Source organism: uncultured Brachyspira sp., from assembly GCF_944388875.1.
In the GTDB taxonomy this organism is placed as follows: Bacteria; Spirochaetota; Brachyspiria; order Brachyspirales; family Brachyspiraceae; genus Brachyspira.
Genome location: NZ_CALXKQ010000008.1, coordinates 1 through 20,984 on the forward strand (window position 1 = coordinate 1; position 20,984 = coordinate 20,984).

Below are 20,984 nucleotides of genomic sequence, written 5' to 3' on the forward strand. Positions count from 1 at the left end.
CCTTTAGATACAGCATTCATTAATTCATCATATCCGTCTATATTGTTTGAATCTTCGCTTGATAATAATTTTTCCATTTCATAATATTTTTGCTTCTTTGCTAATTCTATAGCTTGTTCTATAGTTGTATTAGTATTAAGATTAAAAACATCATTATCTATTAATAATTTAGCTATATCATAATTACCATAATCTATTGCATTATATATATAATCATCGCTTGAGTTTAAATTGGCACCTTCATCAATTAAAAGTTTAGCTATTTCTATATTGCCATTTTGAGCTGCTACTTTCATAGGAGAGTTAATCCAACCTCCATCTGCAAATATTTGAGCATTTACATCTTGTCCTATAGATATTAAATATTTAACCATTTCTATATTATTTTCTTCTATGGCATCAGGAATTAAGCTTGATTCCAAATCAATATCTCCGCTTTGTACAAGTATTTTAAGCATATCAAGATTATTATTGTTTATTGCAGCATCTGTTAAATAATAAGGATATTCATAACCATATTCTCTGCCTGCATCAAGTCCTTCATCAATTAATATTTTACTCATTTCAACATTATTATTTTCAACAGCATAATAAAGCATATCAATACCATCTTCTGTTTCCATATCGCTTGCTCTGGCATTAACATCAGCACCTTCTTTTATTAGCTCTTTTGCCAAATCATTGTATCCGAATTGTACTGCCAAAAACAAAGGAGTAGAATCTTTATATATATATTTATCACCAAAATTTGTCATTTCAGTGATTTTTCCTTCTAGTCCTTCCTCTGCTAATAATTTTGATATTTCATATATTGGTGCTTTATATTTATATTGATTAAGTATTTCATCTATTTTGCTATATCCTGTAGGCATAGGATCTAACTCTGTACCTTGAATATATTCATTAGTATGTTTAGTTTTATTAATATCAATATCTGTATTATGATTTTCATTTGTAGTTGTAGGATTAACATATACTTTATTAGTTTCTGTTTGATTAGTTTGAGTATTTTCTGTTTGTTCTCTTTTTTTATTACCGCCGCCGCATGAAATTATCGAAACTATTAAAACAAAAATAGAAATAATGTAAATAAAATTTTTCATATTTTTACCCTCTGTATGTATTGTTATTTTTGTATAATAAATTAAAATGATTAAAATTTCAATTATAGTATTAAAAATATGTTTTTTTATCAATAGAGTAAAATTTAATATAGAAAATTATTCGAAGTATTACTGCAGTAAACTGTTTATATCAAATTCTCCTTTATATTTTATATCTTTCCAGCTGTATCCGCCCCAAGTACTAAAATCAGCCTGACCTTTTACAACATTCGGCAGGTATAATGTTATTTTATTTGCAGGTATGCCATTGAATATTCCTGATTCAAATCGTACAGTATTTACTTTATCTCCATAATATATTATTGTTTCTAAATTTGAAGAATATGATAATGCATTCATTCTAAATAAAGCAAAAGAGGCATTTACAACCAATGTTTTTAAACTTTGACATGAACCTAAAGCTTCTATACCTATACGTTCAAAACTGTCTGACATTATAAATTGAACTAAACCTGAGTTTTTAAATGTTTCCTGATACATTGCTATTGAAGAATCAGGTATTTCTATTTCTTTTAGGCTTCTTGTATTTTTAAAAGAATAATCTCCTATTGAATTTAATGATAAAGGTAATCGTACATTTGTTAATTTAGTGCAGTTTTGAAATGAGTATTTTCCTATTGTAGTTGTATCATGGGGAAGTTTTATACCTACCAAATTATTTACTCCAGAAAAAATAGATTCTGGTATTGTAGATAAACCAGTGCAGTTTTTTAAATCAAGATAAATATCCTTTCCGCAATTATTTATATAATTTTTTATTGTTCTTATAATAGCATCTGTTAAATTTCCGCAGAAACACAGCATATATCCGTTTCCATTTGCTAAGTATTCATCCATAACTTGTGTAGTTAAGGCAGTATTTGACAAGTCAATATAGTCTTTTGTAAGATAATATGAATTTGGCATATCAGATATTACATCAGGTTCCAAAAATTTAATTTTACATGAGGTTAATGTAATTAAAAATAATAATACTATATATTTTTTCATATATAAAATCTCCTATATTTCAGGTTCGCCTGCAAATCTGTATACAAACGGCATAAACATTATTGAAAAACTCTTTGATAAAAAAGCATATTCAATAGATAATGACTGATAAAAAATATCTATATTTAGTCCAACTCTTATATCATAAGCAAAATATTGTCCGCTGCTTGAATTCTTATCATGATAAGATGTTTTTATTATATAATTTGGGTCATTTTTATTATTTGGAGATATTAAATACATATCTCCTACATTTATATTATATTCGCCATTGTAAAATGCATATATTAAATCAACTCCAAGCATTCCATATATAGCAAAATAATCTATATAGGCACTTTTTCCTGAAATTTAAATCCGCCTGTTATTTTAGGCGTCAATGAAAAAGATGTCCATTTTCCTCCCATATATGTGCTTGAATTAAATAAAACTCCGCTGTTTGCGGCATTCTCTATAGGCACTTCAAAAAATAATTTTTTGTTTGCTACATTTAAATTAATTTCTCCCATATCAAAATTAAAATCAGCTCTAGTATCTACGAAAAAATATTTATCTCTATAAATAAAAAATTTTAAATCTAAACCTGCATGATATGCTATAGAATCAACTTCTATATCTTCTATAAATGGTTTGTACAAATCCTTAAATCCTGGTGCAAATGCAAATCTAAGCCCTATAGACATTGGGGCTGTCCAGCAGTTTATTTGGGTAGATAATTGTATATATGGTATTGGTATATGATCTAAAGCATTAAGCATATCATTCCAATATCCAATTCCTTCTATTTTATTGTCTGGAAGCTGAAAATTAACATACGTACTTAATCCTATAGTTCCAAGAGGATAATGAAGAGGGATTATAAGTCCGTAATTATCACCAGAAGCTACGTTCATGTTTATTTTTCTTTTTAATTTATTTACAAGTGTATTCATTTTATCAATATTTCCTTCATATAAATATGCTAATCCGCTTGAAGCTCCCAAGAGAAGAGCAACATCATTATTATCCGTATATCTATATATTTTAGAAGGATCTTTCATTATAGCAATCCAGTTACTTGAGCCTAGATTTTCTATATATTGATATGTATTTCCCCACAGTTTTTGTATTGATGGGACTTTTGCTAAAAAATCAATATCACCTGCTATGTATTTATCATAAACAGAATACTTATTCATAAATTCTTCAAATGTAGGTTTTGCATTATTATTTTGTGCATATAGGTTATATGATATAAAAGAATATAATATTATAGAAAATATAACATAGAAATTACTTATTTTATTAAAATAAATAACCGTATTAAACATAAATAACCCTGATACTTTATAGTTTATATAAAAAAAATTAATAGTCAATGGTATACAAAAGTACTATTGATAAAAATACAAACAAGTATTATATTATCACTGATTAAAATTTTAGGATTTATTATGATAGCCGTTTTCGTTAATATGGCAGCTGTATTGATAGGCTCTTTTATAGGGCTTATATTTAAGAATAAACTTTCCAAAAGATATGAAAGTCCCGTATTTGTATCGGCTGGTATTATATCGCTTACTATAGGTATTATGATGGCAATAACTACAAAACATATATTAATATTTGCTATATCCATGATGCTTGGAGGATTAACTGGTACTTTTATCAGAGTTGAGGAAAAAATTGAATATTTCGGAGAGTTTTTAAAGAGAAAATTTACCCTTAAAGAGAATTCAGGTAATTTTGCTTTGGGTTTTTTAACTTCATCCATACTTTTTTGTTCAGGCTCTATGTCTATAGTAGGTTCTTTTCAGGCTGGTACTCAGGGAGTATATGATTTAATATTTACTAAGAGCGTTATAGACGGATTTGTAGCAATATTTATGTCTACTGTTTATGGTGTCGGAGTATCTTTTTCTATAATAAGCATACTTCTATATCAGGGTACTTTAACCATACTTTCATCATTTTTGGAACCTTATGTATCACAGACAATGCTTACAGAAGTTTCTGCTGTAGGAGGTGCTACTGTTATGATGATTGGTATTAATTTGCTAAAGCTTGCTAAAATAAAAACTGGAGATTTTCTGCCTGCTTTAATTTATTCTATATTGCTTGTTTTACTTATACCATATATTCAATTTTTATGATATAATATGTATGATAGTAAAAATGTTAGGAGATTTATTTATGGAAAGTGTTGTAAAAGAATATCTTGATTATGCTAAAGAAAAATCTAATATTGATGAAGTTGTAAATAAAAAATTAGTATCTCAAAATGAGAAATTTTTAAATTTGAAGGAATATGTTAAAATTAATCCTGAAAAAGAGGCAGATATATGCAGAGAAATTTCTTTAGAATTGAGCAATATGGATATATTAAAATCGTATTATGCCGCTAATTTTATAGGGCATTTTCTTTATCATTGCAAAAATATTGATGAAGATATTGGAAAGAGAATTATAGATTTATTTTATACTAATATAGATAATGCCTGCAGATTTATAGAAAATGCAGCACAGCTATATAATGTAGATGAGGATGATCTTACAGAAGATGATATAGCAAAAATCAATATAGATATTATGTATAGATTAGATTATAAGCCATTGGAAGCATTTATAGGTATTGATATGATGATTGCACCTATTATGACTATAATATGTTCCAATCAGAGTTTAAGAAAATATTTTAATAGCTTTAATTTTGAAGATCATATTGAATATTTGGAGCCATATATAAATGCATTATCTTATATATATGTAGGAATAGAAGCATGCTGTAAAACTAAAATTTTGGTATTATCCCCAAAGATGGAAAGAGGTTTTTATATAGAAGCTTCAGATATGAGCAATGGATATTATCTTATAACTTTATTGGAAAGCGAACTTTATAAGAAAAATTTGCTTAAAAGATATGGAATAGATAATTATGAATTTGATGAACATGTATATAATATAGCAATAGGTGAGGAGCATGCTAGAGAAATAGTAGAAGCACAGGCACATCAGCAGTATTATACAATTTATGCTGTTCAAAAAGACGGAAAGTATAATGTAGAAGATGAGAATGGCGAATTGGATTTAAATAATATAGTATATGGAGATATGTCGCCTGAAGAGATACCTGATATAGAAGGCACTCATATAATTATTATGGACAGTGAAGGAATGTGGAATAAGCCTATAAAATGGGGGATGGAATATTTCTCTAAGGTGCATCAAAAATTGAATCCTTATGTGAAAATTCTGGATGAAATATCTGATGAAGAATATAAAAATTGGATGGAAAAAATAAAAAATTATAATTCTTAAATATTATAAGGTATTTGATTTTTTATATATGAAACATTTATTTATAAAATAATTATATTTTTTGTATTATTTGTTTGATATACCTAGAATTTTTTTCTTTTCTTCTATTTTTGTGGACTGCTCCTTTATTTTTTTAAGTACAGGTATTTTTATTGATGCAGTATTGTTTTTTACTTCTTTTTCTAATTCATCTATTTTTCCTGCATCTTTTGCTGCCATTGCCTGTATTATATCTACTATGTCATCAATATTATTTATGCCAATAGCAATACCGCCTGTAACATTTGCAGCCCAAGAAAAAAATTCTCCGTTATTTAAATTTACTGGTCTTTTAGAAAAATCTCCTATATCAACTCTATACAATTTTTCAACATCATCTGCATTCTCACAATAAACCGTATTAACAGCAATTTTATTTTTGTAAAGTTTTTCCATTATTTGAAAATAATCAAGATTTTCTGGGCATTCATGAGGATTATGAGGTTTGGCATCTCCGAATAAGACTATAGACTTTATACCTTCTTTATTCCAATTAATATTAAGAGCATCGTATAAAGCATCTTCAACAGCTTCATCCTCATCACCTCCGCATCCATTTGGAGTATTTTTGATAAAATCAAATAAAGAATTTGTATCTTTAGAAAGTTCATGTATTTTTGTTATATATGGATCTCCGCTTCCATGATCTAAATAAAATATTATTCCTATACGTAAATTATTTATTAATTTGAATAAAGTTTTTGAAATTTCTTTGAATTTATTTTTTAATACTTCTCTATACATTTCCATAGAACCTGTAAGATCTCCTATTAAAAGTAAATCAAATGCTGTACTTTTTTCTATTTCTTTTTTTATGCTGTTTTCTTCACTGAAAATTTTAGATATATTAGGCTTATTCAAATTTACTGATTTTAATTTATTATTTGTATTGATGGATAAATTTCCTTTTTTTAATTCTGGTATAATTAATTTCTTTTTATCTGACATATAAATCTCCTAAAATTATTTGTATTTTCTTCTAAAATATTCTAAATATATTTCATCATATCTATCTCTATATTCAAACAAAATATCTTTGGCGTTTTGTATTTCTTTGAATTTAGCTTCAGCTTTTTCTTTATCATCTGCATGCTTATCAGGATGATATTTTTTTGCCATTTTTTTGTATTGCTTGTCTATATCTTTTCTTGTATATTTTACATATTTCTCATATTCTGATTCTATATACTCATCTTCCCATAAAATTTTATAGTAATTAACTAAACTTCCGTCTTCGTTTCTAAATTCATCTGGAATATCACTATATGAACTTTCTTCTTTATATTCTGTTCTGCTTTCTTCTGAAGATGATCCGCTTCCAAGTATCTTTATTATATCTATCATAACAGCATAACTATAACAATAGGCTAATGCTAATAAACAGTTTTTGTATGCTTTATCATATGCATAGTATTCTCTATTTTCAGAATAAAGATTTATATATTTGTCAATTTCTTCAAGCCATATAGTAAAAGGATATCCAAATTCTTCAATACTATTCTTTACAATATTGTAATTATTTTTTAATTCTTCCTCTATTTCTCCAAACTCATAAAGAGTAACAGCAAAATGCAGATGAGTACCTTCAGAATATTTTTCATTTAGGTCTTTTAGTTTATTTAAGAATTTTTCAACCAATTTTATGCCTATATTAATTGCAGTTGTAACAGCTATTTTATCTTTTTTAGTTTCTTCTTCCTCTTCCATTTTTATTTTTTCAAGCATTTCTTCTATTCTTTGCTCTTTTTCTTTTAATTTTTCTTTCATAGCCTCAGCTTCTGCAGCTTTATTTAAGGCATCTCTCTCTTTTTCTTCCAGTTCTTTTTCTCTTTTTTCTAATTCTATTTCTTTTTCCCTTAATTTATCTATTTCTTTTTTTATTTTTCTGAATATTGATGCAGCTTTATCTTTATCTTTATAATCTTTTTCCGTCCCTATATCAAAATCTTTGTAATATGAATCATCATCTAATCCATCAGAAAATTTTTTTCTTTAATTTTATTATCATATTCCTTATTGATGGTTATTGCTATTGTTAAAAATACAAATGATGATACAACAAAAAATATTATACCAAACCACATTTTAGATTGACTTATGCTGTATGATATAATAATCACAACTAAATATGCCAAAATTTCTAATAAAACATTTTTAGCACTATATTTTTTTGTTTCAGAAATTATTGTAATAAATAAAATTGAGGATACTATAAATACTACTATAGATAATAAAATGCTAAATTCAATTAAAGTATAGGAAATAAAAATTATTCCTAAGAATATTAATACCTTTACTAAATTACCTCTCATATTATAACTCATAATCCATTATATAGTCTATATATAATAAATAATAAAATAAAAAAATCAATATTATATATTAATATATAATATAATTTATCTTAATTTTTTATTGATTATTATTTTATTAAATATTTGCTTTTTTTTAAATTTTTATTATAATTATAAAATATTCATAGACTTTTTACTTTTTTGATTTTTAACTTTTATATATTTAGACTTTATATATTCACTTTAATACTTTTATATTTAATCTTTAACCTATAAAGAATTTTTTATAAATGAAGGAGTTTATATTATGGCAGAAAAACAAATACTAAATTTTGAAGCCGAAACTAAACAAATATTAAATTTAATGGTGCATTCTATATACACTCATAAAGAAATATTTTTAAGAGAGCTTATCTCAAATGCAAGCGACGCTTTGGATAAGGCCAGATTTGAATCCATAACTCACGGCGATAAATATACTGATATAGATAATTTAAGAATAAAAATAGATACGGATGAGCAAAACAGAACTCTAACCATTCAGGATAACGGTATAGGTATGACAAGAGAGGATGTTATCAATAATATAGGCTCTATTGCAAGAAGCGGCACTAAAGCGTTTTTGGAAAGAATACAAAAGGATAAGGAAGCATCTAAAGAAAGCGGAATCGATTTAATAGGGCAGTTCGGAGTTGGTTTTTACTCTGCTTTTATGGTTGCTGATAATATTGTAATAGAAACAAAACATGTTGATAGTGAGAAAGGCGTACGTTGGGAGAGCAGCGGAGATGGTTCTTATTCTATAGAAGATATTGATAAGCAGGATAGAGGAACTAAGATAATATTAAAATTAAAAGGCAAAGATGAAAAATTAGAAGAAGATGGATTTGTTGATGATGATTACTGCAATAAATATACATTAGAGCGTTTAATACATAAATATTCTAATTATGTTCATTATCCTATAGTTATGGATATGCCTATACCTAAAAAAGATGAGAAAGATATTCAGCAGTATGAAGAGAAAACTATTAACTCTATGATAAGTATATGGCAGAAATCTAAAAATGATGTTAAACTAGAAGAGTATAATGAGTTTTATAAAGAGCATTTCCATGATTATGCTGATCCTTTTGAGGTTATACATACTAGAGCAGAAGGTACTATAGAGTATACAGCACTTTTGTTTATACCTTCAAAAGCACCTTTTAATTTCCTTCATCCTGATTTTGAAAGAGGACTTGAACTTTATTCAAGAAATGTATTTATAATGAGTAAATGTAAAGACTTGCTTCCTGAGTATTTAAAATTTGTAAGAGGATTGGTTGATTCTCCAGATTTTTCACTCAATATTTCAAGAGAGATTTTACAGCATAGTACTCAATTAAAGAGAATAGCATCTAATGTTGAAAAGAAAGTTCTCGAGGCTTTGGAAAATATACTTAAAAATGATAGAAAAAGATATGAAAGTTTTTTCAAGGAGTTTGGAGAGTCTATAAAAATAGGCATATATTCTGATTTCAGTAAAAAAGATAAACTTGCTAATCTTTTATTATTTGAATCTTCTAACACAGCAGAAGGCGAATATACTACATTAGCAGAATATAAATCAAGAATGAAAGAAGGTCAGGAGTTTATATATTATGCTGCTGCTAAAGATAAATCGGCAATAGAAAAATTACCTCACATGGAAGGCATGAAAGATAAAGGTTATGAAGTTTTATATTTTACAGACAGAGTAGATGAGTTTATGGTAAGCATGATGAGGGAATTTGATGGTACTAAACTTCATTCCATACTTCAGGCTGATGAAAAAAGTGCTGAAAATAAAGATGATAATGAAGATTCTGCTAATAAAGATGTACTTAACGCTATAAAAGAGGTTCTAGGCGAAAATAGGGTAGCAGAGGTTAGAGAAACTGATAGGCTTAAAGAAAGTGTGGTTTGTTTGTCTAATAAAGAAAATTCTATAAGTTTTAATATGGCTAAAGTTCTTGCTGAAACTGGTAACAATATATTTGGTATGAAGCCAGAAAGAGTGCTTGAAATTAATACTTCACATGAAGTTTTCAAAGCAATAGAGAAAGAATATAATGCAAATAAAATATCTGATTTATTCAAAGAGTACAGCGAGCTTTTATATGATGAAGCATGCATACTTGAAGGACTTCCTCTTGAAGACCCTAAACTATTTGCAGGCAGAATGAGTAAATTAATGCTTAAATTGTAATTTAATTGTTATAAAATAAAAGGGATTGCTGTTAAAGCAGTCCCTTTTTTTATAGTATGCTATATTAAAAAAATAGTTTACTATATATTGAATGTATGAAATGTATTATTATATTATTTTTATAGTTATCGTTTTCATAATTTTATTTATATAAATTAAATTTAACTATTGACAATAATTCCATACATCGTATACTATATATCAGATTGTTTTTATTTTTTATCATATGTTTTCTTAAGTGCCTACCATATAAACCCCATTTTAATATGGTAGGTAATTTTTTTACTATCACTTTTTATCCAAAAGAAACTCCCTAGCTATAAATATGCTGAATACCACTAATATAACAGCACTTATACCCGCACTTATATATGGCGTGATTCCGAATAATAATGATATAATAGCAGTTGTAACTATAGCCAATATAATAGCTATTATCTCTACTATAACGAGAAATATTATTCTTTTTTTATCAGTTGGTTTCTTCTCTTCTGGTTTTTTGTATGGTATCGGTTTTCTCATATATTTACATCCATTAATTAATTTTTTTAATAATTTGTATCTATATCTAAAGAAGCTCTTGATATCCAAGTTTCAGTTTTATTATCAACTTCCACTATTAAATATCCTTCTTCTGTAATATCTTTTACTATTGCTTCTATTTCTTCTTTATCTTTTACAGCTTTTATAGTTTTACCAATCATTTTACTGTATATTCTAAAGTATTCTGTTAAACTTTTACTGCTAGTATATATTTCTTCAAAATAATAAATTAAATCTTTATAAAAATTTTCTATTTCAGTTTTTTTATTTGTTTCTATGAATAATGAAACTGCCTTATCACGTATATCATCAGGAAAATCATCCTTTTTATGGTATAGATTAACACCAGTACCTATTATACATGCATTTTTATTGTTATCTATTGGTGTAACTTGTATAAGTGTTCCTGATATTTTTTTATTTCCAACTAAAACATCATTAGGCCATTTAACATGGGCATCTATATTATATTTTTCTCTTAAATATTTACTCAAAGCAATACCTGGCAAAAAACTTAATGCTTCTTTTTTAAATGGAGAATATACAAGCACGCTGAACCATAATCCTAAATTATTATCAGACTGCCATGCATTTCCGTAACTGCCTTTACCTGATGTCTGCTTTAATGCTATATAAACGGTTCCTTCATCTAATATTATTTTATTATTTAAATCTTCTATCATTTTTTTATTTGTACTTTCTAATGATTCAAATAATATAGTATTTTTTCCGTATATTTTACTTTTCAAACCGTTTGTAAATATGTTAACTTCCATAATAGTATTATACATTAAAAAAACTTTATATCAATATTATGATAACTTTATTTTTATGCTAATAATATAAGATATAAAAAAGCATCTCTTTCAATAGTTTTAATTAGTATGCTTATTTGAATCGCAAAAAGATTAGTTATAAATAATTTAAATGAGTTATGTTATTATTTTTTATATATTATCAATATCTAATATTATATATGTAGGAAATATAAAAATTGAATCACAAAGCAAGTATTTTATTTTAATAAATAGCTTACAATATATAAAAAATAGTTATAAAAAATGATTAACATACTTTACTTTATTTTTTATTAATATATAATATAGGCATAGGGTGATAATATGTATTTAATTAATAATTTTCGATTAATAATTTTCTTAAATCAGGATACTTTTCCCGAGATTCGTTCTCTATAATATACCGTGCGTATATTCCATTTTTACATCTATTAATAATCATAAGTAATTAAAATAATAAACAATTTGTTTTATGAATTTAATATTTTATTAGAGGTTTTTTATATGTCTAAAGTATTAGTAGAATTTATAAATACATGTCCTACTTGCGATGGTTATTCATCATATTTAAATGAACTTCAAAAAGAGTATGATGGTAAGATTGAAGTAAAATTATATTATGCAGGCAAAGACTTTGATTATTTAGAGAAATATGGAATGGTAGACAGAGGCACATTAATTATAAATGGAAAAGATAGATATGATGTATTAAGCAAAAAATTAATAGAAAAAGAGATAAAAAAAGCTGTAGAAGCTTTATAAACGAGGATTGATATAGAATAATATGCTTATGCGTTTTTTGTATGTATTTTGGGACTTTCTTCTTATAAGTTCTGAATGGATTATTATAAGTTTATTATTATCTGGTATAATACATGCTTTTGTACGTCCTCAAGTATTACAAAAATCAATAGGAAATAAAAAGATATCCTCTTTATTAAAAACAACAATATCGGGTGCTATTTTACCGATATGCAGCTGCGGAGTTTTGCCTTTAGCATTAAGTTTATATAGAACAGGTGCTTATTTAGGACCTACTCTTTCTTTTTTGGTGGCAACACCAATAATAAACCCTGCTGCAATAATAATGTCATTTGCTATGTTAGGTAAAGAGATTACTTTTATATATATATTATGCGGGATATTGCTCCCTATAATTATAGGAATATTAGGAAACACTTTTGGTGGTAAAGAATTAATAGCTCCTGAAGTTTTAAAATTGCAAAGTATGAATATTAAAATTCCTGAACAAACTTATGTTGATAAAACTCCATGGTATAAAAAACTGTACAATGGTGTTTTATGGGGGTTTAATAATCTTGGAATAGAAATCAGCAGATTTATATTGATAGGCACTTTATTTGGAACTATTTTAATAACGATTGTACCTCAGTCATTTGTTATGCAGTATTTAAGTAATCCTAAATTAGTGTCAATATTGGGTATAACAGCAGTAGGCTGTATAATGTATGTATGTGCTTTAGGTCATATACCATTAATTGCAGCATTAATATCTGCTGGGGCTTCTCCAGGTGTGGCAATAACATTTTTAATTACAGGAGTTGCCACAAATATCTCTGAATTAATTAGCATGTATAAGCTCATAGGTAAAAGGACTTTAATCATATATCTCGTTTCTATGCTTTTTTTTGGTATCTTGATAGGTTACATTACAAATATTTTATTAACGGACAATTTTACGCCCATCTTTGATTTATCAAATTCCCAAAAGCAAATGGAAATAGCCAATAATATTAATATTACTTTCCCCAATTGGTTTAAAAATGTATGTGCAATTATAGTGTTATTTATGGGCTTATATTCATGGTTTATGATTTTTATAAAGAAGATAAAGGTATTAGTAAATAGGGAAAAACAAGTTCAATGTTGAAAATATTGTGTACTTTATTTATTTTTATACTGATATCTTGTAATAATAGAACAGAGAATATCAAAAGTGCTGATGGAATAAATAATAATGATCTTTATCAAGTTTATATAAATAAATATGCTGACAAAGAGTTGCTGACTTTTTTGGAGGGAGATTTCAGCGGAGATGATATAGATGATTTGATAATAATTTATAGGGAATCAGAATATTCAAATAAATTAGTAGGAATATATAAGGACTCTAATGGTAAGATATTGATGACTGATCCAATACCTGCACCAATAGAAAACTATATTATCAAATTCTATAATATTGATGAAAAAGTACCTAATGAAATTTTGGTATCTGGTCAGAAGGGTGCTCATATAGGTTTTGCTGTTTACAGGCTTGAAAATGGAGTGTTTATAAGTTTATTTGAAAATGGAATGGAAAACTGCTGTTAAATTTTTAAAATATATATAATTAATTTTTTAAGGAGAACAATAATGAAAAAAAGTATGATTATCTTTTTAATGATGATATTTGCTGTTTCATGCGGAAGCGGTGATAATTCATCTAAAGATGCAGCTCAAATACCTGAAGATGTACAGGCTATAGTTGCTGATTATAATTTGGAAGAATTAAGTGATGAAGATAAAAAATATAAAATTAATTTGGGCTATTATAATTGCGATCACATGACTGCTGCTTGTGTAGGAGAAGATACTGGAATATATAAAGCATTAGGATTGAATGTTACAGTTACAGGTAATGGAAATGTTCCTGAAGCTATGAGTGCTGGACAGATGGATATGGCTTATGCTGGTTTTGCTACTACATTGAATGCTGTAAAGAATAAAGTACCTCTTTTTATAGCGGCAGAAAATCATACAGGCGGTGCTGAGTATTTTGTTGTTTCTAAAGATATTCAAAAACCAGAGGACTTATTAAACAAAAGAATATCTATGGGTGCTAATCCTGAAACACAAAATTTAAACTGGGCAGAATGGTCAGAGCAGTTAAATATACCTAGAGATATTACTTATTATGAAAACTTCTCTATGAGCGATTCTGATGCTTATTTTGCATTTAAATTAGGTCAATTAGACGGCTATGGTGCCTGCGATCCTTGGGGTTCTATGGCTGAATACGAAGATACAGGAAAAGTATTAAAAAGACAAAATACTGACAGAGAAATAGACGGACATGGAACTTGCTGTAAAGTTTGTATGAATTATAACTTTGCAAAAGCTCACCCAAAATTGGCTGAACGCATACTTCTTGCTCATGCTATGTCTATAGAATATATGTATCTTCATCCTTATAAAGCAGCTCAAATATTTGCTGAAAATTATAATGTTCCTTTGGAAGTTGGTCTTATGACTTTATGGAAAAAACTCAATGAGGAAGGAAGAACTATTACTTGGAAATTAAACAGAGATTATGTTCATAATCAAATGAAAACTATGAGGAGATTAGGTGTAAGAGATGATATTAACTCTCTTGATATAGATGATTATATAGATTTATCATACTTTGATAATTGCGGTGCTAGAGATTTTGATGAATTTATAAAAGAAGAAGTTGATCCTATATTCCCTCTTGGTATGAGTTATAAAGAATGGAGAGCTAAAGCTGTAGAAGTAGATAACATAAAAGAAGAACCTAAAGTTTGATTATTATATATAGTGATTAATAAATAAAGGTAAAAGATGAAGCATATAATAAAAGGTAATAAATATGTTATTATATTTACCATGATTTTTATATTATGCTTCATTTTATTTCAAAATTATAAGAATAATTTGGGCAGTAAAAAGGATAAGATGACAATAGCATGCGGTAATGATGCTTCAGGGATGCTGTTTGACTATATTATAAATGATAAAGATTCTAATATAGAATTATCTGATGTTGATTATATACAGTTTTTAGACTGCTGCGGTTCTCAGGCTGAATTTGCTTTTATATCTGGAAGAGTTGATATGGCAGTATTATGTCCTGATGCTGCATTTCAGTTAATATCTATAGATACTAACTATTATATAGTTGATTCTATAGTTAATGGTTCTAATGTTTTAGTATATTATGATGAAAATTATGATAAAAATATAGAACCTAAAAATATTGGATATATGAATAAGAGATTATTGCAGGAAGCTTTATTAAAAGAAAGATATTCCAATTCTAATTATTATCCTATGTTGGCTACAGCTTTACCTTATGCTTTGGAAAAGAAAACTGTTGATGCTATTTTTATTGATATTATATTGGCTTTAAAAACTAAGAATACTAGATTTAAAAAAATAGATACGGATAAGGCTGATTATTATCTTGTTGCATCAAAAAAATTGAAAGACACTGTTATTCTTAATAATTTCATAAAAGTTTATAATGAGGCAGTTGATGATATTGAAAATGATACTATATTGTCCAATGTACTTATTAGTTATTTAGATATTTCAAATTCTGAAGGAGAAATGAATATATGGAAAACAATGGGAGTCAAGTTCCGCAAAATAAAAGCAGAGTTATAAATTTGGGAAATGCTGGAAATAGTATTTTTATGAAATTTTACAGTGTTTCTGTGCTTATATTTATAATGATAGTTTGGTATTTTCTTGCTAAAAAGATAGATAATAATTTGCTTCTTCCAGATTTTATTACAACTTGTAAAGAGTTTTTTAAATCTTGGGTAGATCCTTATACGGTTAAAAATTTACTTATAACATTAGAGAGGGTATTCAGAGGATTTCTTATAGCTTGTTTAATAGGTTTGCCGCTTGGGCTTTTTATGGGGTATTCTAAGCCTATACTATTAGCCATTTCGCCTATAATAAACTCTATAAGACAAGTACCTATAATGGCTTGGATACCTTTAGCTATAGTATGGTTTGGTCTTGGCGACGGACCTACTATATTTTTAATAACTATGAGTGCAATATTTCCTCTTATAATCAATACTATAGACGGAGTTAGAGGAATAGATCCTAACTATATCAATGCTGCAAGAAGTATGGGGGCTAAAAATATAGATATAATGCTTGATATAATATTGCCTGGTGCTTTGCCTGCATTTCTGACGGGATGCAGGCTTGCTTTAGGATTAGGATGGATGAGTGTTATATGTGCGGAGTTTATAGCTACAAGTAAGGGGTTTGGATTTATATTAGTTGAAGCTCAGCAAAGACTTGAAACTCCAAAACTTTATGCTCTTATGATAGTATCTGCCATAATCGGTTTTAGTATGGATAGAATATTAATTATTTTAGAAAAACTGCTTACTTCTTGGAGATTTAAAAATGGCAATTCTTGAGGTAAATAATGTATGCAAATCTTTTAAAACTTCAAAAAAATCTCCTGAAGTTGAGGTTTTGAAAGATATTAACTTTAAAATAGAAAAGGGAGAATTTGTTACATTACTTGGTCCTTCAGGATGCGGAAAAACTACTCTTTTAACTATAATAGGAGGTTTCCAAAGTACTACTTCAGGAGAGGTATTGCTTGAAGGAAACAAAATAGAAAAGCCTTCTTCCGAGAGAGGATATGTTTTTCAAAATTATGCTTTGTTCCCATGGATGAATGTTGAAAAGAATATACTCTATCCTTTAAAATTTTCAAAGATGACTAGAGAAGAGAAGAAAAAAAGATTAGAGGAGCTTCTTGAAATGTCGCATCTTAAAGGACATGAAAAGAAATATCCTATATCGCTTTCTGGAGGTATGCAGCAGAGGGTAGCTGTTGTAAGGGCATTGGCACCTAACCCTAAGATACTGCTTTTAGATGAGCCTCTTGGTGCAATAGATTTGCAGATGAGAGAACATATGCAAAATGAGCTTTTACAATTAGTTAAAGAAAGCAACAGCACTATACTTATGGTTACTCATGATGTGTCTGAAGCAGTTTATATGAGCGATAGAGTTATAGTTATGAGTTTGAATAAGGGGGAGATCGTTGCTGATATAAGGATAGGTATTAAACATCCTAGGGAGAGAGATAGTTCCCAGTATATAGAAGCTGTTAGAGAACTTACTAATAGTGTTAAAAAGGCTTTTATCAATAAAGTGCCTGTTTAAATATAAGTAGTTTTCTTTAACATATAAATATTTTATAGGAGTAAAACAAATGAAAGTAGCTTATATTTTTAGCAGCCAAAATTCACATATGATTTTGGATAAAATGATAGTACCTCAGCTTTTAAATGATAAGCATGGAGCTGAGGTTGTAGGTATGATGTTCTTTGCTGACAATACTTTTTTGCTAACTAAAGGAAGCAGTGTAGGAGATAGACTTGCAAAAGTATTGGAAAGCAAAAAAATTCTTCTTATGGCATGCAATATATGTGCTATAGAGAGGGGTATCGATGACAAACTCATTGATGGTGCTTGTATAGGTTGTTTCCCAGACTTATATAAGGCTTTGGAAGGAAGCGGGGTTGAGCAGGTTATAACTTTATAAGGATTTGTTTATGATGTTTGATTCAAATTTTATGGATAAATATGGTGTATCAGATAAGTATCATAATCTGTCTGAGGATATACAAAATGCCAGATTGAGATTAATGAATAGAGTTATAGATACTGGATGCACTATTTCAGAAGACGAAGCTATAAAGATATGCGGCGATGAAGAATTATACAGAACTTTAATAGAAAAAGAAATTATAACTATGAGTGGAAATGATGTGGCTTTTCTTTATCCTGTATCTGCTATGGAAACCAATCACAGAGTAAAACTTGCTGACGGCAGAGAGTTCTGTTCTATGTGTGCAATAGATGCACTTGGTTCTTATAGTTTATTTCATCAGGATACTGAAATCAATTCTGTATGCAGCCAAACTGGAAATAAAATATTTGTTAAAATTAAAGATAGACAAATAGCCGAATATTATCCTAAGGATATTCATGTAATTCATGTTGATTTGAATAAAAATAAGAATTGGGCTAGTACATGCTGAAATATTATGAATTTCTTTGGGTCAAAGAATGATATGAATGAATGGCTTAAAGGGCAGGATGTAGATAATAATACAATATATCTTTTAGACTTAGAAACTGCTTTTAAAGTAGCAACAGCCATATTTAGATTATAACATTTCCTTAAAATTAATTATATATTTATTGTGATAGATATTAGCTTTTTTTAATATCTATCACACACTTTTAATATTCTATTTCCTTTCCAATACATTTATCTGAGAATATGCCTTTATTATAAGCTATATTTCCGCGTACTATTGTAGTTAATACTTTTCCGCCTCTTTCAAAACCTATATAAGGGGACCAGCCTGCTTTTGTGATTATATCTTTTTGTTCTATTTCTGATCTGTCATTTAAATCTATTATAACCAAATCAGCATCATAATTTTCTTTAAGCAGTCCTTTATTTTTTACAGCAAATATTTTAGATGCATTTTCACTCATTATTTTTGTAAGAAGTTTTAAATCTATAGTACCGTCATTTACTTTTTTAAGCATTAATTCTAATGAATGTTCTACAGAAGGAACACCGAATGTAAGTTTTTCTAGTTTTTCGCTTATCAAGTGGGGAGCATGATCCGTCCCTATTGTATCTATTGTGCCGTCTAATACAGCATCCCATAAAGCTTTATTGTCTGATTTTTCTCTTAATTCTGGTTTCATTCTAAGAAGCATTTTATTTTTTTCATTTTTATTTACATCTTCAGTATTTAAAAATAAATGATGGGGTGTAGCTTCTCCATATATTATCATTCCAGAATCTTTAGCCCTTTTTAATGAATCAATTTCACTTGCTAATGATAAATGGCATAAATATAACGGTGTCTTTGTTGCTTTGGCTATATTAATTGCTTTATCAACCATTTTATCTTCAGCATGAACTGTTACTATTTTTGAGCTTTCAAATAATTTTTCTAATACTTTATCATTTTCTACAAGCATATTTCCAGTAGAGGCATTAAAGAAAATTTTTGTAGAAGCAGATACATTAATTACATCTTTTATGTCATCACTATTATCAGACTTACTTCCTCCAAAATGAAAACCATAATCAACATAAGATTTCCCAATCATCATTGATTTTTTGGCAATAAGGTTTTCCTTTGAAATAGTATTTGGTATAGTATTAGGCATATCAAAAAATACTGTGACTCCTCCTCTGGCAGCAGCCTTGCTTCCAGAATTAAAATCTTCTTTATGAGTAAGCCCTGGATCTCTCATGTGAGTATGAGGATCTATTATGCCGCATAGTACATAATTATAATTTGCATCTATTATATTATTATCTTTATATATTGAAAAATTATTATCAGCATCTATTTTTTTTATTATTTCATTTTCTATTATGATAGAAACTATTTTGTCATTATTTATAATTTTGGCATTTTTTATTATCATAGTTTTTAATCTTTTTATATGGATTATATTATTTAAATATAATCCATATATCTTATTTATTTATTTTTCAATTTCTTTATTGCAGTAGTAGCAGAAATCACCATAGCTTCTTCTAGCAACTTTATTTTTTGTTTCTTCAAAATGAGTAACACATTTTTTATTGGTACAAACTACATTTTTATTTTCTATTAGTTCATAATCAATATCTTTCTTTTTAGCCTTTGATTCTATAATTCCAGTAGCAAGCGATATCATAGCCATTCTTGTAGGAACACCATTTCTAGCTTGTATAAAATATTTAGCATGTTTTGTATCATCCAAATCTATGCTTATTTCATCAACTCTAGGAAGAGGATGCATTATTATCATATTATCTTTACATTTTCCAAGTATAGTTTCTCTTGATATATTAAAAGCATGTTTTACTTTTTCATATTCATTAGGATCATCGAATCTTTCTCTTTGTATTCTAGTCATATATAGGCAGTCTATATCTTTTAATATTTCTTCGTATTTATTAAGTTTTTTATATTTTGTTCCTGCTTGATCTAGTTCCTTTAATATATAATCAGGTATTTGTATAATATCAGGTGATATGAAATAAAACTCTCCATTAAACATCATTAATGCTTTTGATAATGAATGAACCGTTCTTCCATATTTAGTATCTCCTACGAATGCTACTTTTTTATTTTCAAGACTTCCAAGCTCATCTCTTAAAGTATATAAATCAAGTAAAGTTTGGCTAGGGTGTTCATTAGCTCCATCTCCTCCATTGATAATAGGGCAGTCAGTAACTTCTTCAGCAAATTTAGCAGCACCGTCAATATTATGACGCATAACTATAACATCAGAATAAGCAGAAACCATTATTATAGTATCTCTTAATGATTCTCCTTTTTTTATAGAGCTTATATCAGGGTTATCAAAGCCTAATACCTGACATCCCATTTTGTATGCTGCAGAAGTAAATGATAATCTTGTTCTTGTGGAAGGTTCAAAGAATATGCTAGTCATTATTTTTCCTTCCATCATTTTTCTTCTCTTTTCACTATCAGTGTTATCTAGTTTTTTAGCTACATCCAATACCTCAATAATTTCATCTTTTGATAACTCTTTGATAGATATAAAGTTTTTCATTGTTTTCCCCTTTTTTTAAATAATTTTGTTGTTGTAAGTTTTTTGATTTTGGCATAAAAAAAAGGAATAAAATCACTAAATAGTAACTTTATTCCTTTTTAGAAATTCCAAAATTCGTTAATTTAAAAATCAAATAGGGTAATAAATAAAAAATTATTTTATTTTCCAAAAATATATTTTTCATATTTTCACCTACTATTTATAAATTGAAGGGATTATATCATAAATATAATAAAAGTCAAGAATAAAATTTCTAATTTATATTTTTTAATTATTGAAATAA

The 20,984-nt window shown here is 27.5% G+C and carries 23 protein-coding genes; 12 read left to right on the forward strand and 11 right to left on the reverse strand.

Features of this window, described 5'->3' with window-relative positions:
- The 4 genes from Q0J69_RS06680 to Q0J69_RS06695 all read right to left on the reverse strand — a co-directional run.
- Positions 1-1,103, reverse strand: a 1,103-nt coding sequence (locus Q0J69_RS06680) for an ankyrin repeat domain-containing protein (protein WP_297205307.1), incomplete at its 3' end; no start/stop codon positions are given.
- Positions 1,104-1,232: 129 nt separating this feature from the next.
- Positions 1,233-2,114, reverse strand: coding sequence for a leucine-rich repeat domain-containing protein (locus Q0J69_RS06685; protein WP_297205309.1), 882 nt, complete (start codon positions 2,112-2,114; stop codon positions 1,233-1,235).
- A gap of 12 nt (positions 2,115-2,126) precedes the next feature.
- Complete coding sequence (locus Q0J69_RS06690; protein WP_297205311.1) at positions 2,127-2,420, reverse strand: hypothetical protein; 294 nt, start codon at positions 2,418-2,420, stop codon at positions 2,127-2,129.
- A gap of 20 nt (positions 2,421-2,440) precedes the next feature.
- Positions 2,441-3,424: a hypothetical protein gene (locus Q0J69_RS06695; protein ID WP_297205313.1), complete on the reverse strand. Its 984-nt coding sequence runs from the start codon at positions 3,422-3,424 to the stop codon at positions 2,441-2,443.
- Between the two features lie 123 nt (positions 3,425-3,547).
- On the opposite strand from Q0J69_RS06695, the gene Q0J69_RS06700 reads away from it, so the two are divergent.
- Positions 3,548-4,246, forward strand: a complete 699-nt coding sequence (locus Q0J69_RS06700) for a DUF554 domain-containing protein (RefSeq protein ID WP_297205315.1) — start codon at positions 3,548-3,550, stop codon at positions 4,244-4,246.
- 40 nt (positions 4,247-4,286) lie between these two features.
- Positions 4,287-5,411: a hypothetical protein gene (locus tag Q0J69_RS06705; protein WP_297205316.1), complete on the forward strand. Its 1,125-nt coding sequence runs from the start codon at positions 4,287-4,289 to the stop codon at positions 5,409-5,411.
- Positions 5,412-5,477: 66 nt separating this feature from the next.
- On the opposite strand, the gene Q0J69_RS06710 is transcribed toward Q0J69_RS06705, so the two are convergent.
- From Q0J69_RS06710 to Q0J69_RS06720, 3 genes are all read right to left on the reverse strand, one after another.
- Positions 5,478-6,398, reverse strand: coding sequence for a vWA domain-containing protein (locus Q0J69_RS06710; protein ID WP_297205318.1), 921 nt, complete (start codon positions 6,396-6,398; stop codon positions 5,478-5,480).
- A 15-nt stretch (positions 6,399-6,413) separates the two neighbouring features.
- On the reverse strand, positions 6,414-7,217 hold the full coding sequence (locus tag Q0J69_RS06715; protein ID WP_297205319.1) for a DnaJ domain-containing protein: 804 nt from the start codon (positions 7,215-7,217) through the stop codon (positions 6,414-6,416).
- Between the two features lie 200 nt (positions 7,218-7,417).
- Complete coding sequence (locus Q0J69_RS06720) at positions 7,418-7,762, reverse strand: hypothetical protein (RefSeq protein ID WP_297205321.1); 345 nt, start codon at positions 7,760-7,762, stop codon at positions 7,418-7,420.
- Positions 7,763-8,051: 289 nt separating this feature from the next.
- Between Q0J69_RS06720 and htpG the strand changes: the two genes are divergently transcribed.
- The gene (gene htpG, locus Q0J69_RS06725; protein ID WP_297205323.1) at positions 8,052-9,974 is read left to right on the forward strand and encodes a molecular chaperone HtpG; all 1,923 of its coding nucleotides are present in this window, start codon (positions 8,052-8,054) and stop codon (positions 9,972-9,974) included.
- Between the two features lie 288 nt (positions 9,975-10,262).
- On the opposite strand, the gene Q0J69_RS06730 is transcribed toward htpG, so the two are convergent.
- Positions 10,263-10,496, reverse strand: a complete 234-nt coding sequence (locus Q0J69_RS06730; protein WP_297205325.1) for a hypothetical protein — start codon at positions 10,494-10,496, stop codon at positions 10,263-10,265.
- A 26-nt stretch (positions 10,497-10,522) separates the two neighbouring features.
- Positions 10,523-11,293, reverse strand: a complete 771-nt coding sequence (locus tag Q0J69_RS06735; RefSeq protein WP_297205326.1) for a biotin--[acetyl-CoA-carboxylase] ligase — start codon at positions 11,291-11,293, stop codon at positions 10,523-10,525.
- Positions 11,294-11,818: 525 nt separating this feature from the next.
- Between Q0J69_RS06735 and saoT the strand changes: the two genes are divergently transcribed.
- Genes saoT through saoL form a run of 9 tightly spaced genes read left to right on the forward strand, consistent with a single transcriptional unit; the run spans position 11,819 to position 18,276 of the window.
- On the forward strand, positions 11,819-12,076 hold the full coding sequence (gene saoT / locus Q0J69_RS06740) for a thioredoxin-like (seleno)protein SaoT (RefSeq protein ID WP_297205328.1): 258 nt from the start codon (positions 11,819-11,821) through the stop codon (positions 12,074-12,076).
- A 22-nt stretch (positions 12,077-12,098) separates the two neighbouring features.
- Positions 12,099-13,205, forward strand: coding sequence for an efflux transporter SaoE (saoE, locus tag Q0J69_RS06745; RefSeq protein WP_297205330.1), 1,107 nt, complete (start codon positions 12,099-12,101; stop codon positions 13,203-13,205).
- The gene (saoC, locus tag Q0J69_RS06750) at positions 13,199-13,648 is read left to right on the forward strand and encodes a Cys-Cys-COOH (seleno)protein SaoC (protein WP_297205332.1); all 450 of its coding nucleotides are present in this window, start codon (positions 13,199-13,201) and stop codon (positions 13,646-13,648) included. Before saoE ends, saoC begins: the two co-directional genes overlap by 7 nt.
- Positions 13,649-13,690: 42 nt before the next feature.
- Positions 13,691-14,860: an ABC transporter substrate-binding subunit SaoX gene (saoX, locus tag Q0J69_RS06755; protein ID WP_297205334.1), complete on the forward strand. Its 1,170-nt coding sequence runs from the start codon at positions 13,691-13,693 to the stop codon at positions 14,858-14,860.
- A gap of 36 nt (positions 14,861-14,896) precedes the next feature.
- The gene (gene saoB / locus Q0J69_RS06760; RefSeq protein WP_297205336.1) at positions 14,897-15,721 is read left to right on the forward strand and encodes an ABC transporter substrate-binding (seleno)protein SaoB; all 825 of its coding nucleotides are present in this window, start codon (positions 14,897-14,899) and stop codon (positions 15,719-15,721) included.
- Positions 15,673-16,500 carry an ABC transporter permease subunit SaoP gene (gene saoP, locus Q0J69_RS06765; protein ID WP_297205338.1) on the forward strand — a complete coding sequence of 276 codons (828 nt, stop codon included), beginning with the start codon at positions 15,673-15,675 and terminating at the stop codon, positions 16,498-16,500. The genes saoB and saoP overlap by 49 nt, the downstream gene beginning before the upstream one ends.
- The gene (gene saoA, locus Q0J69_RS06770; protein ID WP_297205340.1) at positions 16,487-17,260 is read left to right on the forward strand and encodes an ABC transporter ATP-binding protein SaoA; all 774 of its coding nucleotides are present in this window, start codon (positions 16,487-16,489) and stop codon (positions 17,258-17,260) included. Before saoP ends, saoA begins: the two co-directional genes overlap by 14 nt.
- Before the next feature lie 49 nt (positions 17,261-17,309).
- Positions 17,310-17,642 carry a DsrE-related protein SaoD gene (saoD, locus tag Q0J69_RS06775; protein ID WP_020003905.1) on the forward strand — a complete coding sequence of 111 codons (333 nt, stop codon included), beginning with the start codon at positions 17,310-17,312 and terminating at the stop codon, positions 17,640-17,642.
- Between the two features lie 13 nt (positions 17,643-17,655).
- Positions 17,656-18,276, forward strand: a complete 621-nt coding sequence (saoL, locus tag Q0J69_RS06780; protein ID WP_297205503.1) for a MerB-like organometallic lyase SaoL — start codon at positions 17,656-17,658, stop codon at positions 18,274-18,276.
- 70 nt (positions 18,277-18,346) lie between these two features.
- On the opposite strand, the gene Q0J69_RS06785 is transcribed toward saoL, so the two are convergent.
- Together Q0J69_RS06785 and pyrB are read right to left on the reverse strand one after the other, a co-directional pair.
- Positions 18,347-19,561: a dihydroorotase family protein gene (locus Q0J69_RS06785; RefSeq protein ID WP_297205344.1), complete on the reverse strand. Its 1,215-nt coding sequence runs from the start codon at positions 19,559-19,561 to the stop codon at positions 18,347-18,349.
- Positions 19,562-19,621: 60 nt separating this feature from the next.
- Positions 19,622-20,701 carry an aspartate carbamoyltransferase gene (gene pyrB / locus Q0J69_RS06790; RefSeq protein WP_297205347.1) on the reverse strand — a complete coding sequence of 360 codons (1,080 nt, stop codon included), beginning with the start codon at positions 20,699-20,701 and terminating at the stop codon, positions 19,622-19,624.
- Positions 20,702-20,984: the final 283 nt, after the last annotated feature.

Bases quoted from the DNA above. Each gene is read 5' to 3' on its own strand.
- Q0J69_RS06705 (WP_297205316.1), top strand. From the start codon at position 4,287: ATGGAAAGTGTTGTAAAAGAATATCTTGATTATGCTAAAGAAAAATCT.
- saoD (WP_020003905.1), top strand. From the start codon at position 17,310: ATGAAAGTAGCTTATATTTTTAGCAGCCAAAATTCACATATGATTTTG.
- pyrB (WP_297205347.1), bottom strand. From the start codon at position 20,701: ATGAAAAACTTTATATCTATCAAAGAGTTATCAAAAGATGAAATTATT.
- Q0J69_RS06730 (WP_297205325.1), bottom strand. From the start codon at position 10,496: ATGAGAAAACCGATACCATACAAAAAACCAGAAGAGAAGAAACCAACT.
- htpG (WP_297205323.1), top strand. From the start codon at position 8,052: ATGGCAGAAAAACAAATACTAAATTTTGAAGCCGAAACTAAACAAATA.
- saoC (WP_297205332.1), top strand. From the start codon at position 13,199: ATGTTGAAAATATTGTGTACTTTATTTATTTTTATACTGATATCTTGT.
- saoP (WP_297205338.1), top strand. From the start codon at position 15,673: ATGGAAAACAATGGGAGTCAAGTTCCGCAAAATAAAAGCAGAGTTATA.
- Q0J69_RS06710 (WP_297205318.1), bottom strand. From the start codon at position 6,398: ATGTCAGATAAAAAGAAATTAATTATACCAGAATTAAAAAAAGGAAAT.
- saoA (WP_297205340.1), top strand. From the start codon at position 16,487: ATGGCAATTCTTGAGGTAAATAATGTATGCAAATCTTTTAAAACTTCA.
- Q0J69_RS06720 (WP_297205321.1), bottom strand. From the start codon at position 7,762: ATGAGAGGTAATTTAGTAAAGGTATTAATATTCTTAGGAATAATTTTT.
- saoX (WP_297205334.1), top strand. From the start codon at position 13,691: ATGAAAAAAAGTATGATTATCTTTTTAATGATGATATTTGCTGTTTCA.
- Q0J69_RS06700 (WP_297205315.1), top strand. From the start codon at position 3,548: ATGATAGCCGTTTTCGTTAATATGGCAGCTGTATTGATAGGCTCTTTT.
- Q0J69_RS06785 (WP_297205344.1), bottom strand. From the start codon at position 19,561: ATGATAATAAAAAATGCCAAAATTATAAATAATGACAAAATAGTTTCT.
- saoB (WP_297205336.1), top strand. From the start codon at position 14,897: ATGAAGCATATAATAAAAGGTAATAAATATGTTATTATATTTACCATG.
- Q0J69_RS06735 (WP_297205326.1), bottom strand. From the start codon at position 11,293: ATGGAAGTTAACATATTTACAAACGGTTTGAAAAGTAAAATATACGGA.
- Q0J69_RS06715 (WP_297205319.1), bottom strand. From the start codon at position 7,217: ATGAAAGAAAAATTAAAAGAAAAAGAGCAAAGAATAGAAGAAATGCTT.
- saoT (WP_297205328.1), top strand. From the start codon at position 11,819: ATGTCTAAAGTATTAGTAGAATTTATAAATACATGTCCTACTTGCGAT.
- saoE (WP_297205330.1), top strand. From the start codon at position 12,099: ATGCTTATGCGTTTTTTGTATGTATTTTGGGACTTTCTTCTTATAAGT.
- Q0J69_RS06690 (WP_297205311.1), bottom strand. From the start codon at position 2,420: ATGCTTGGAGTTGATTTAATATATGCATTTTACAATGGCGAATATAAT.
- Q0J69_RS06695 (WP_297205313.1), bottom strand. From the start codon at position 3,424: ATGTTTAATACGGTTATTTATTTTAATAAAATAAGTAATTTCTATGTT.
- Q0J69_RS06685 (WP_297205309.1), bottom strand. From the start codon at position 2,114: ATGAAAAAATATATAGTATTATTATTTTTAATTACATTAACCTCATGT.